The 13,016-nt window shown below is 48.6% G+C and carries 11 protein-coding genes and 1 other RNA gene; 11 read left to right on the top strand and 1 reads right to left on the bottom strand.

Translation table 11 applies throughout. The features are described from left to right. The first annotated feature begins 2 nt into the window (after positions 1–2). The 4 genes from NSB28_RS03385 to NSB28_RS03370 all read left to right on the top strand — a co-directional run bounded on the left by NSB28_RS03385 (position 3) and on the right by NSB28_RS03370 (position 5,002). The gene (locus NSB28_RS03385) at positions 3–167 is read left to right on the top strand and encodes a hypothetical protein (RefSeq protein ID WP_257497434.1); all 165 of its coding nucleotides are present in this window, start codon (positions 3–5) and stop codon (positions 165–167) included. Positions 168–325: 158 nt separating this feature from the next. Continuing rightward, positions 326–1,687 carry an MATE family efflux transporter gene (locus NSB28_RS03380; protein ID WP_109624200.1) on the top strand — a complete coding sequence of 454 codons (1,362 nt, stop codon included), beginning with the start codon at positions 326–328 and terminating at the stop codon, positions 1,685–1,687. A gap of 27 nt (positions 1,688–1,714) precedes the next feature. After that, entirely contained in the window at positions 1,715–4,180 is a 2,466-nt protein-coding gene (uvrA, locus tag NSB28_RS03375; protein WP_109624201.1) for an excinuclease ABC subunit UvrA, read from the top strand. 33 nt (positions 4,181–4,213) lie between these two features. Further along, entirely contained in the window at positions 4,214–5,002 is a 789-nt protein-coding gene (locus NSB28_RS03370) for a nitroreductase family protein (RefSeq protein ID WP_109624202.1), read from the top strand. A gap of 5 nt (positions 5,003–5,007) precedes the next feature. Here the strand turns inward: NSB28_RS03370 and NSB28_RS03365 are convergent, their stop codons facing one another. Beyond that, positions 5,008–5,637 carry a lysoplasmalogenase gene (locus NSB28_RS03365; RefSeq protein ID WP_257497433.1) on the bottom strand — a complete coding sequence of 210 codons (630 nt, stop codon included), beginning with the start codon at positions 5,635–5,637 and terminating at the stop codon, positions 5,008–5,010. 431 nt (positions 5,638–6,068) lie between these two features. Here NSB28_RS03365 and NSB28_RS03360 point away from each other — a divergent pair, with 431 nt between their 5' ends. The 7 genes from NSB28_RS03360 (at position 6,069) to NSB28_RS03330 (ending at position 13,014) form a co-directional block, all read left to right on the top strand. Next, entirely contained in the window at positions 6,069–7,310 is a 1,242-nt protein-coding gene (locus NSB28_RS03360) for an ABC transporter substrate-binding protein (RefSeq protein WP_109624204.1), read from the top strand. Beyond that, the gene (locus tag NSB28_RS03355; protein ID WP_109624205.1) at positions 7,288–8,061 is read left to right on the top strand and encodes an ABC transporter permease; all 774 of its coding nucleotides are present in this window, start codon (positions 7,288–7,290) and stop codon (positions 8,059–8,061) included. Before NSB28_RS03360 ends, NSB28_RS03355 begins: the two co-directional genes overlap by 23 nt. A gap of 6 nt (positions 8,062–8,067) precedes the next feature. Beyond that, a complete protein-coding gene (locus NSB28_RS03350) occupies positions 8,068–8,652 on the top strand; it encodes an ATP-binding cassette domain-containing protein (RefSeq protein ID WP_109624206.1) in 585 nt (194 codons plus the stop codon). An 84-nt stretch (positions 8,653–8,736) separates the two neighbouring features. Continuing rightward, complete coding sequence (locus NSB28_RS03345; RefSeq protein ID WP_257497432.1) at positions 8,737–10,227, top strand: polysaccharide deacetylase family protein; 1,491 nt, start codon at positions 8,737–8,739, stop codon at positions 10,225–10,227. A 94-nt stretch (positions 10,228–10,321) separates the two neighbouring features. Further along, a complete protein-coding gene (locus tag NSB28_RS03340; RefSeq protein ID WP_109624207.1) occupies positions 10,322–11,053 on the top strand; it encodes an SIR2 family NAD-dependent protein deacylase in 732 nt (243 codons plus the stop codon). Positions 11,054–11,100: 47 nt separating this feature from the next. Continuing rightward, positions 11,101–11,443: RNase P RNA component class A (gene rnpB / locus NSB28_RS03335), an RNA gene on the top strand. A gap of 182 nt (positions 11,444–11,625) precedes the next feature. Beyond that, positions 11,626–13,014, top strand: coding sequence for a D-alanyl-D-alanine carboxypeptidase family protein (locus tag NSB28_RS03330; protein ID WP_257497431.1), 1,389 nt, complete (start codon positions 11,626–11,628; stop codon positions 13,012–13,014). The last annotated feature ends 2 nt before the right edge of the window (positions 13,015–13,016 follow it).

Raw genomic sequence — 13,016 nt, 5'->3', positions numbered from 1 at the left:
CAATGAAGGAATCAAATATTGTGTCATCTGTTACAGAGCTGCCCCTATCCTGCAGATCAGCAATGGAAAGGATGGAGCGGGAGATAGAGCGGGAGGAGGCAGAAGAGGACTGTCAGTTCGAGGGCCTGCCAGAGAAGGATGTAAAGAAGTCAGAGGATTTAGTTTGACATGTTCCTGACCTGAGACTATAATTAAATAAAGTGCAGGCGTAAAAGAAAGATGCCTGCGGCAGCAGGAAAGAGTGTTTACACCGTAGAGCGGCTGTAAATGCTCTTTTTATGCCATTGAAGTAAAAGTATCAGGAACAGGGAAAGGAGAGCGTTAAATGGAGACAGAAAAGAAAGTTAAGACACTTGATATGACACAGGGAGGGGTTGTCAAAGCTATATTGCTTTTTTCCATCCCGCTGCTGATAGGGAATATCTTTCAGCAGCTGTATAATACTGCCGATTCGGTCATCGCAGGAAATTTTATCAGCAAACAGGCGCTGGCAGCTATAGGATCCAGCAATTCCCTGATCAATCTGCTGATAGGGCTTTTTCTTGGGATCGCGACTGGAGCAGGTGTTATCATAGCACAGTATTACGGTGCAAAGGATAAGGAAAAAATGCAGTGGGCAGTACATACATCCATCGCCTTCAGTCTTATAGGAGGAGTTATACTGACTGTGGCAGGCGTTCTTCTGTCGCCGCAGATACTTAAATGGATGGGAACGCCGGATGAGATCATGGAGCAGTCTGTAGTCTATCTGCGGATCTTCTTCTGCGGCTCTGTTTTTAACCTTCTCTATAATATGGGGGCGGGTATCCTGCGCGGGGTGGGAGATTCCAAAAGGCCGCTCTATTATCTCTGTATTACCTCCGTATTAAATATCCTGCTGGACCTGCTCTTTGTTATTGCCTTTCGCATGGGGGTAGCGGGTGCAGCCCTGGCTACGATCCTCTCCCAGGCTTTTTCAGCGGTGCTGGTGATCGCGACTCTCATGAGGGACAGGGATATTTATACTCTGGATTTGAAGAAGATAAGGATAGACGCAAAGATGATGAAAAGGATCCTGAATATGGGTATCCCCTCAGGGATTCAGAGTGCTGTCATCTCTCTTTCCAATGTAGTTGTACAGGCAAATATCAACAGTTTTGGTTCAGACGCTGTGGCAGGCTGCAGCTCTTACATGAAGATAGACGGATTTGTGGTACTCCCGATCATGAGCTTTGGTATGGCTGCCATGACATATACAGGCCAGAATGTGGGAGCAGGCAAACGTCAGCGTGTAAAAGAGGGAGCAGTGAAGACTCTTCTTGTGGGGCTGGCATACTGCATCATCATGACAATAGTACTGCTGGTCTTTGGAAAAACTGCGCTTTCTATATTTACAAGAGATACTTCTGTGAATGATGTGGGATATACAATGCTGACTATCCTGGCGCCGTTCTATGTATGCATTACTGTAGCCCAGGTTCTGGGCGGCGTTTTCAGAGGGGCGGGAAAATCACTGGCTACTATGTTTATCATGGTTGGGAGCATGGTGGGGATCAGGATGCTGTGGGTAAATCTGGCAGCGCTCGTCTGGCCTTCACTCGACACTGTACTCTGGGGGTATCCCGTATCCTGGATCTTTGCCATGCTGGGTGTTTTTATATATGCGTGGAAGGGAAAATGGCTTCCCAGGGAACTTAAGAAAATGTAAATGTAAAGGTTATGGAGGGCATTCTGCTTGAAAAATTCTATTATAGTAACGGGAGTAAAAGAAGGAAACCTGAAAAATATTTCAGTGGAGATACCAAGGAATAAACTTGTGGTGCTGACTGGATTGTCGGGAAGCGGCAAGACAACTCTCGCAATGGATGTCATTTATCAGGAATGCCAGAGGCAGTATCTGGAGGCTATCAGCTTTCAGGGGATCAGACGGCCGGATATAGAGTATCTGAAAGGCGCCTCCCCGGCAGTCTGCATTACGCAGACAAGCTGCAATAAAAATCCCAGATCCTCAGTTGGAACGTTGACAGATATCTACACGGATCTGAGGATGATATATGAAAAGCTGGGAAAACGCACCTGTCCATACTGCGGGAAAGAGATACTGGCAAGCAGCTGTGTGGAAGAGGCGGTAAAAGACAAGGATGAGTTTACAGTCTTTATGTACTGCAGTGAATGCGGCGGGAAAATGAAGAAGCTGACCAGAACCTTCTTTTCTTATAACACAAGAGAGGGTGCATGCCCCAAGTGTGAGGGCATGGGAAAGATCATCAGCGTGGAGGAAGAGCGTATACTCCACAAAGAGCTTTCCCTGGAAGAGGGGGCTGTGGATTTTTGGGAACAGAAATATAAGGAATATCAGATTGAAGTGTTGTATGCAGCATTCTTTCATTATAACCTCTTCTTTCAGCCCAATATGCCGGTTGAAAAGTTTACAGAGATGCAGAAATATATCCTGCTTTACGGTGTGGATAATGAAACAGTCCGCCAGGCATTTCCTGATATCCAGATGCCCAGGACCGCAGCAGACGGCAGATTTGAGGGTATTTATAACACTATGATGCGCAGGGTCGCAGAGAAGGGCTCTGATGCAGGAAAGCTGGGTAAATATCTGAGCGAAAAGCCCTGTCAAAAGTGCCATGGGGAGAGGCTTGGCCGGGAGAGCCGCAAGGTCAGCGTGATGGGGATGCGTCTGCCCCAGTTGTCAGGACTGACAATGGAGGAGCTCTCAGAGTGGCTGGGTGAACTGGATAATTCTCTGGACGATGTGCAGAGGCCTCTCGTGGAAGTCTATCTGGAGGACCTGAAGACAAAGATAACCCGCATTATCAATGTGGGGCTGGAATATCTCACTATGGACCGTCAGGCTATGACACTCTCAGGTGGTGAGGCACAGCGGATAAAACTGGCGGCTGTGCTGGATTCAGAGCTTACCGGGATCATCTATGTGCTGGATGAGCCCACTGCAGGACTGCATCCAAGGGATACGGCGGGCCTGATAAGGATTCTGAAGGATCTGTGCGGCCTGGGGAATACGGTGATTGTCATAGAACATGATACAGATATCATGGAGGCGGCTGACTATGTGATCGATATGGGACCCGGCGCGGGAAAATACGGGGGACAGATCGTAGGCTGCGGCACACTTGAACAGCTAAAAAACCAGGAAGAGAGCATAACCGGGAATTATCTGAAGCGCGAAGCAGAAAAGTGCAGGAATGTGAGAACAGGTGATGGGGGAAGCATAAAAATCGAACATGCCTCTATGTTTAATCTGAGGGATATCACTGTCTCCATACCGACGGGAAAGCTTATCAGTGTGACAGGAGTATCAGGTTCAGGAAAATCCACTCTTATATTTGAAATTCTGGCAAAGTATCCGGGACAGCGGGCAGGCGGCAGCTGCTGCATAACAGGCCTGGAAAAGTTTGACAGTGTAATAACCATAGAACAGTCGCCCCTGACACGGATGAAACGTTCCAATGTGGCTACCTTCAGCGGTCTCTATGATAAGATCAGGAAGATATTCGGCAGCCTGCCTGAAGCTAAGAAAAAGGGATTTACAGCGAAAGAGTTTTCTTTTAATATAAAAGGAGGCAGATGTGAGACATGTGAGGGCCTGGGAATGGTGGCCAGCAATATGCTGTTCTTTCCCGATACAGAAGTGGTATGCCCTGTCTGTAATGGAAGGCGCTTCAGGGATGAAGTGCTGGAAATACAGTATAAAGGGTATTCCATCAGGGATGTGCTGCAGCTCTCCGTCTGGGAAGCGCTTGAGGTCTTTAAGGAATATCCGGGCATTATAAAGATACTGCGTATGCTCTTGGAGACAGGCCTTGGATACCTGGAACTGGGGCAGACACTGACAACACTGTCAGGGGGAGAGGGGCAGAGACTGAAGCTGGCATCAGAGCTGCTGGGCAGAAGCAGGGAGAAGAACCTCTATCTGATCGACGAACCTACTACGGGGCTGCATCCCATAGATGTGGAGAATTTTCTGGTCCTTCTGAACAAGATAGCAGACGCCGGAAATACAGTGGTTGTAGTAGAACACAATCTGCAAGTCATCAGAAATTCTGACTGGATCATAGATCTGGGCCCGGGTGGAGGCATACATGGAGGACGTGTGATTGCCTGGGGAACGCCCTCAGACATTATGGAAAATGAAAGCTCAGCCACAGGCAGGGCTTTGGCATGTAACTGAGAATGTACTGAACAGAGAGGATTGGAGGATAATATGGTTGAAATTTTAAAAGAAAAATGTACAGGCTGCAGCGCGTGCATAAAGGACTGTCCCGCCGGGGCAATAAAATTAGAAGACGGAAGGGCTGCATGGCTGCGTAAATGTATACAGTGCGGCCACTGCGTGGCAGTATGTCCGCAGAATGCAGTGTCCATACCCTCGTATGAGATGGAGGATGTGGAAGAATATGACAGTGAGAGCTTCAGGATAGAACCGGAGAATTTTCTTCATGCAGTTAAATTCCGCAGAAGCATCAGGAATTTTAAAGACAGGCATCTGGAAAAAGAAGTGATCGGGGGAATCCTCCAGGCCGGCAGATATACGGCAACAGCAAAAAATATGCAGGACTGCACATTTGTGGTTGTACAGGAGCGGCTGGAGGAATTCCGGAAACTTATGTGGGATACTATGCCCTCCATTCTGGAAGAGATGGAGAAAGTGAACCACCCCTATCTGAGAAGCATACAGTTTTTATACCGCAAATGGGAGAAGAGCGGTGAGGACTCTCTGCTTTTTAATGCGGATGCTCTTCTTGTGACAGCATCAGAAGAACCTCTGGATGCAGGCCTGGCGGCAGCGAATATGGAAATGATGGCATCCGCCTCAGGCGCAGGTGTTTTATACAGCGGATTTACGGCAGGCGTCCTGTCAGCGGCGCCCGCACTCAGGGAATGGCTGGGGCTGGGTGAAAAAAAGCCTGTCTGCTGCATGCTGCTGGGATATCCGGCTGTTACCTACAGGCGCACTGCGCCCCGCAGGAAAGCTGATATCATATGGAGATAAGAATGTCACCACAGTGAAGCCGCTATCAGATACAGGGCCAGATAATAGAGGAACATGAGCAGCTTTTGCTTAAAAGTATCAGGTTTGCCGAACTGTTTCTTTCCAAGGATCATGTCAGAGATCTGGAAGCTGAGAATGCCTGCTGCAAACGGCAGAAATCTTATGCCTGCAGTAAAAGGCAGGACAGCTGCGGCTGCGAAATCTCCTGTCAGTACGGCTGCATAAATAATAAAGGGAATAAAAAGCTTTCCCATGAGAGGTATCTCCTTCTTAAAAATAAGGACCATCAATATAAGTTCGGCAATCCAGACCACAAGACTGGCAGGGTGGAGAGGAGCCTGCTCCAGAGCCCAGAGTATCAGCAGTATATGTCCGGCGCCAAAGGAGATACCTCCGGCGATAAGATTCAGCTCGATGAAAAAATCCCCTGCCATGCAGAATATAAGACCCCAGAATACCAGGTTCGTAAGAGGATTTTTACCCTCCAGAACAAGGGCGAGCGCAGCGGTGCATACACAGATATAGCTGCCGGCACACTTGGGAATCAGATAAAACTTCCTGGGAATAATAAACTGTACGGCATAAACAGCCCCCAGGACGGGCAGTGCGATAATGTTCCAAATCAGCAGATTCATAGTAACTTCCATGTTGAGTTATACTCCCTTCTACTACAATATATTTATCTTGAAATTTCCCTGTAATTGCAGTATACATCAGCTGGCCTCATTATACCATATCTGCGATATAGTATCCCTCTGGGAGATGCGCACTTGGCGCGTATAATGTCTAACGACATTATACCACACCCACTGATGGGATGTCACTATTTGCGGGTTACTGTTCACTCCGTGACCAGTAACACGCTCCGCGATGCACAGAAACGGCAAAAACCGCCATTTCGCGCTGCAACCCTCGGGATTTTCGTGCAAAATACGCACGAAAACACCTCGCGGGACGGTGATGTGTGAACAGTAACATTTGCGGGACCGCGCTTTTGTGTAGACAAATAGAATATTTGATTCTATAATAGATTCTAAATACAAAAAGATGAAATAGGAGGAATATTATGAAAAAAGCCATTACTTTTCTTGCTGCATTTTCCATGAGTCTGTCACTGCTGGCAGGCTGTGCAGGGTCAGGCAGCGGAAATACGGAAAAGGCCACACAGGCTGTCACTCCGGCAGAGACAGAAGCGTCTGAGAAAACAGAAAAAATGACTGACGCGCCAAAAGAGACGGATAAGAGTACAGAGGTGCCAAAGGAGACAGAGACGGCAAAGGAGACAGAAACGCAGCCGGCGACAGATGAAACGGCGGAGGATATGTCTGAGACAGCAGCCAAAGCCGGGACGGAATCAGAACTGGAAACAGAGGCGCTGAATAAGACAGATGCTGAAGGGAAAGTGCGGGTCATGGCTCTGAAGGGGCCTACGGCCATGGGAATGGTAAAATTGATGGAGGATTCTGAGGCGGGAGCCGTGAATGGAAATGAATATGATTTTACCATAGCTGCGTCTGTGGATGAGGTTACGCCAAAACTTGTACAGGGAGAAGCTGATATTGCTGCTGTTCCGGCAAATCTGGCCTCTGTATTATATAATAACACGAAGGGCAAGGTGCAGGTACTGGCTGTCAATACACTCGGTGTGCTGTACATTGTTGAGAACGGGGAGGCCGTACAGTCGGTAGAGGACCTGAAGGGAAAAACAGTCTATGCCAGCGGCAAGGGTGCAACCCCTGAATACGCTCTTAATTATATCCTGCAGGAGAATGGGATAGATCCTCAGAAGGATGTTACCATTGAGTGGAAATCAGAACATTCGGAGTGTGTAGCGGCTCTGGCAGCTGACGAGGACGGAATTGCCATGCTTCCTCAGCCTTTTGTCACCACCGCCCAGGCAAAGAATGATAAGATCAGGATCGCCCTGGACCTTACAGCAGAATGGGATAAACTGCAGCAGGGCGGCGGGAGAGAAGTGATGCCCAGCGCATTAATAACAGGAGTGGTTGTCGTGCGCACTGATTTTGCACAAGAACATAAGGCTTGGGTAGATGCTTTTATGGATTCCTATAAAGACTCTGTTGAATATGTAAACAGCAATACTGACGAAGCGGCGTCATTAATTGAAAAATACGATATAGTGCCGGCCGCTGTTGCAAAGAAAGCCCTGCCATACTGCAACATCACTTTTATCGAGGGAGGGGAGCTTAAAGAGAAGCTTTCCGGTTACCTGAACGTACTGATGGAGCAGAATCCTAAAGCTGTAGGAGGAGAGCTTCCATCGGATGATTTCTACTACAGCAGATAAAAACAGGAAAAAGACCAGGATCCGTCTCTGGTCAGTAGCTTTCTGGCTGTTGCTGTGGGAAATCGTAAGCCGGATTATTGGACAGGAGATACTGCTTGTATCTCCTGTTTCTGTAATAAGACGTTTATTTGAGCTGGGGACTGAGGCAGATTTCTGGAGCTCTGTCGCTTATTCCTTCGGGAGAATAATCGGAGGTTTCCTGCTTGCTGCATGCTGCGGCGTCCTTCTGGCAGGGGCGGGCGCTGCCTGCCGGTTTGTGAGAGAACTGGCAGCTCCGGCCATGGCGGCTGTGAAAGCGACTCCTGTAGCATCATTTATTATTCTTGTGCTGATATGGGTGCCTTCCAGGAATCTGTCGGTAGTCATATCCTTCCTGATGGTGCTGCCGGTCATCTATACGAATGTATTAAACGGGATACAGAGTACAGACAGAAAGCTTCTGGAAATGACAGAGGTTTTTGACGTATCCCCTTGGAGACGCATCAAATATATATACATGTCCTCTGTGCTGCCATATTTCAGGGCAGGATGTTCCCTTGGCCTTGGACTCTGCTGGAAAGCAGGAGTTGCAGCTGAGGTGATCGGCATCCCGGCGGGATCCATTGGAGAAAAGCTGTATGAGGCCAAAGTGTATCTGGAAACGCCGGACCTGTTTTCCTGGACAATTGTCATCATTATTCTCAGCATTGCCTTTGAAAAGATTTTTCTGTTGTTAACCGACCTGCTGGTTGGAAGAGTGGAGAGGAGATAAGTTCAGATGGATATTGAAATAAGGAACCTTTCTAAATCATATAATGGAAAAAAAGTGCTGGATAATGTATCCTGCAGATTTAAGGAGGGAAGCATAACACTGGTGATGGCCCCTTCCGGACAGGGAAAGACGACTCTCCTCAGAATACTGATGGGGCTGGAGGAAGCAGACTCCGGGGAAATAGACGGTCTGGACGGCCGGAAGATGGGCGCCGTGTTCCAGGAGGACAGGCTTTGCAGAAATTTAAGCCCGGTATCAAATATCCGCCTTGTGTGCCGCAAGAATATTACAAAAACGGAGATAATAGAAGCTATGGATGCCGTGGGCATTGCCGGATGCGCATCGCAGCCTGTCAGGGAGCTTTCAGGCGGAATGTGCAGGAGAGTAGCTATTTTAAGGGCTCTGCTCTCAGACAGCAGCATCCTGCTGATGGATGAACCGTTTAAAGGCCTTGACAGAGAGACAAAGCTGATAGTAATGGACTATACAAAGTCAAAATACAATGGCAGGACAGTGATACTGGTGACGCATGACGAGGCTGAGGCATTATATATGGCCGGAGAAGACAGCGGCAGGATATGCCGGATATAGTAGAAAAATGCAGGAAGCCATGCTATAATAAAACTTATGAAGCAAACATGGGGAATATAAAACAAAAGAGAGGGAGGCAACAGGATGGATTTACAGGAACGCGAAAAAAAGATAGCTGAACTGAAGGCGAAAAGAAAAAAGCAGGTGCTTATTGTGAGAAGTGCAGTAGGCGGCCTGGCGCTTGTGCTGCTTGTAGTATGCGCTGTTTTCATAGTGAAGTTAGTTAACCGGGGAGATGGGAGCAGTACAGCTGATGATCCGGCAACGGAAGCAGCCACGGATGGCCAGATGGAGGAGACAGGCCAGACGGATGGCAGCCAGACAGAGGGGAGCACCCAGGCACTGCCGGCAGGAACAGACCCCTCAACAGCAGCGGCAGAGGCAGATACGCTGGCAGCTATGTACGACTACGACGGAGCTATTGAATTACTAAAAGGGATGGCCGGCTATGAATCTGATTCCCAGCTGCAGGCGAAGGCAGCGGAGTATGAGGCGGCAAAAGCTTCCTGCGTAGAATATCCCCTTGAGGAAGTGACTCACGTATTTTACCATTCGCTTGTGAAGGATCCCGCCCGCGCGTTCGCTCCGGATGACGCCACATCTAAGGGGATTAATCAGGTCATGACAACAATAGACGAGTTTAATAAGATCACCCAGTCTATGTATGATAAGGGATATGTGATGGTCAGACTGTCTGATATGGTCACCTTTGACGAAAACGGTAATGCTGTGAAAGGAAAGATCATGCTGCCTCCCGGAAAAATACCATTTGTGCTGTCCCAGGATGACGTGAGCTATTACCACTACCAGGCAGGATATGGGATGGCTGATAAGCTGGTGCTGGATGAAAACGGAGAGGTGAAGGCTCTCTACACAGACACAGACGGTACAGAGAGTATTGGAGATTTCGACATGGTCCCGCTTATTGATTCATTTGTAAAAGAGCACCCGGATTTTTCATACAGAGGCGCGAAGGGGACACTTGCCATGACAGGCTACAACGGAGTTTTCGGTTACAGGACAGATATTGATTATAAAGTAAAGGAGCATCTGCTGGACGACCAGAAGGCATGGCTGGCGGAGAATCCTGACTTTGATTTTGATAAAGATGTGGCTGAGGCAACTAAAATTGCAGATGCCATGAAAGCAAACGGCTGGACGTTTGCCAGCCATACATGGGGACATAAAGATGTCAGTGCGGCAGCACTGGATGATATTAAGGCTGACACTGAAAAGTGGAAGAGTTATGTGGAGCCTATTGTAGGACCTACAAATATTATCATTTTTGCTTTTGGCGCCGACATTGGAGAAGCCGCGCCGTATACATCTGATAATACAAACGGTAAGTTTGATTATCTGAAGAGCCAGGGCTTTGATATTTACTGTAATGTGGATTCCCAGAAATATTTTGTACAGTTCGGGGAAAATTTCATGAGGCAGGGCAGGAGGAATCTGGACGGTTACAGAATGTATTACGATCCTGATCTTGTCTCTGACCTGTTTGATGCCAGCCAGGTATTTGACAGCGCAAGGCCGACGCCGGTTCCAAGAATGGATGGAAAAGACAGCGATTGATGCAGCAGATATGCAGGATAAAATGGATTTCAGCGCAAGGCAGATAAGGAGGGAATTTAGAGAGAATATAGAAATAGAAAGGAGAAGGTGAAGCATGAGAGGTAAAATTGAAAGGCTTCAGAAAATTTTGGATGAAAGCAGGTATACAGTCGCCATATGTGGCTCCGGAATGATGGAGGAGGGCGGCTTTGTGGGGGTCAAGCACCCTGAGAGGGCATATGAGATCGAGGAGAAGTATGGGGATTCGCCGGAAGAGATATTCTCAAGCGTTTATTATAATACCCGGCCGGAACAATTTTTCAGATTTTATAAGGAGGAAATGCTTAAAATAGCGCCGGAACCGACAGCGTCAGGAGAGATCATGGCCGCAATGGAGAGGGCGGGAAGACTGCAGTGTATTATCACGGCCAATATCTATGACCACCCCCGGAAAGCGGGCTGCAGCAATGTGATAAACCTTCATGGCACTATTTATGATAATAAGTGCCCCAGATGCGGCAGGGAGTATTCGCTTGATTATGTGATGAATTCCAGGAAAGTCCCCATCTGTGAGAAGTGCAATGTGCCTGTGCGTCCGATGGTCTCTCTGTTTGGGGAGATGGTGGATGCAAGGCTGCTGGCCAGGGCGGTGGATGAGATCGAAAAGGCTGATACACTGCTCCTGCTTGGAACAAATCTGGATTCAGAAGTATTTTCAAGCTATTTCAGGTATTTTGAAGGCAGCAGCCTTGTAGTCATCCATCAGAGGGAGCATTATATGGATTCCAAAGCAGATCTTGTTATTATAGACCAGCCTAAAAATGTACTTCCTCAGCTCCAGTTTTGAGACTGCACTTGACGGGCGGGAGCAGAAATGATACAATACCGGAGAAATAAGTGGGATAAATGGCCGCGGCTGGCAGACCGAAAGGTGCCAGACGAGGAAAGTCCGGGCTTCACAGGGCAGGATGCCGGATAACGTCCGGTGGAGGCAACTCTAAGGATAGTGCAACAGAAATATACCGCCGGGAGACCGGTAAGGTTGGAAGGGCAGTGTAAGAGACTACCGCCTCTCTGGCAACAGAGAGGGCATATGTAAACCCCATCCGAAGCAAGACCGAACAAAAGCATATGGCGGCCCGTCAGCTTTAGGTAGGTCGCTCGAGCCTGGTGGCGACATCAGGCCTAGATAGATGGCCATTCACGACATAACCCGGCTTACCGTCCCGCTTATTATGTTATGCATCTGTATGATGCGCGCTCCGTAGCGAGAATGACGGGGCATTCTTGAACAGAAAGACCCGGCCCCCTCAGGGAATACAAATACCTGAGGGGGCTTTTTGGAGTATAAAATCTCGTATTTTGGCATAGACTCAAACATGATACAGACTCAGATATCATGAGCGAGGAGGAGTCTTTTTGAAAAAATGGAAAAGAGCGGCAGCGGCTGCTGCAGCATGTATGATACTTATGACAGTACCCTGCAGGTTTGTTCAGGGGAGCGCCGTGTGGGAAGAGGCAAAAGAGGGTGCCGGGGCTGGTGAGGCCGCCGGGACTGAGGAGGCTGCCGGGACAGCAGAAAACCAGGCGGAAGTACCGCAGGAGCTGCAGTCCCTCTATGCCCAGTCAGCAGTTCTGATCGATGGTGACTCCGGCAGGGTGCTTTTTTCCAAGGCCGGAAAAGAGCAGAAGCCTATGGCAAGCACAACAAAGATCATGACATGTATCCTGGCACTTGAACTGGGAAATATGGAGGATACTGCCACAGCCTCCTCCTATGCGGCGTCTATGCCCCAGGTGCACCTTGGCGTATCCTCAGGTGAAGAATTCCGTCTGAAAGATCTTCTGTATTCTCTTATGCTGGAGAGCCACAATGATGCCGCTGTAGTGATCGCCGAGCATATAGGAGGAAGCGTAGAAGGCTTTGCTGCCTTGATGAATGAAAAGGCCAGGGAACTTGGGTGTGAGAATACGTATTTCATTACCCCAAACGGGCTGGATGCCCAGGATGAGACAGGGGAGCACAGTACAACAGCTGAAGACCTGGCCCATATCATGAAATACTGTATCATGGACTCCCCTAAAAAGGACGAGTTTCTGGAAATCACCCAGACAGTCTCCTACAGTTTTACAGACCTGGCGGGCAGCAGGAGCTTTTCCTGCAATAACCACAATGCCTTCCTGCGCATGATGGACGGGGCGCTGTCGGGAAAAACAGGTTTTACAGGAAAGGCGGGCTACTGCTATGTGGGGGCCCTGAACAGGGACGGCAGGACTTTTATTGTAGCGCTGCTGGCCTGCGGGTGGCCCAATAATAAAACATATAAGTGGAGCGATACGAAGAAGCTGATGACATATGGACTGGAGAATTATGAATACCGGCAGGTGTGGGAGGAACAGGAGATAGCCGATATACCGGTTGAGGATGGGATAACGGATGACGGCTGGCCGGGCAGGCAGGTATTTGTAAAAGCAGGCCTTAAAAGTGAGATCGCCCGGGAGGAGAAAGAAGGCGCGGATCCCGGTGAAAACGGGCAGCCGGGGAGTGTGGGTGGCAGGAGAGAAGAGCTGGAAAAAGGGCTGCTCCTTGGAAAAAATGAACAGGTGCGGGTGGAATGTGATGTGTGTGACGGGCTTAAAGCTCCTGTGGAGGCGCAGGCGGAGGTTGGCAGTGTCAGGTATTACCTGGGTGATGAGCTGATATATGAGGAAGCGGTAGTTACAAAGGATGCTGTGGAAAAGATAGATTTTATGTGGTGCTTTGAGCAAATCATGAAACAATATGCCCTGATGAAGAAGACCGGCTGATG

It is taken from the genome of Murimonas intestini (genome assembly GCF_024622195.1).
Lineage (GTDB): Bacteria > Bacillota > Clostridia > Lachnospirales > Lachnospiraceae > Murimonas > Murimonas intestini.
Note: the sequence above shows the minus strand (reverse complement) of the source record. Positions and strands in the feature narration are given on the sequence as shown.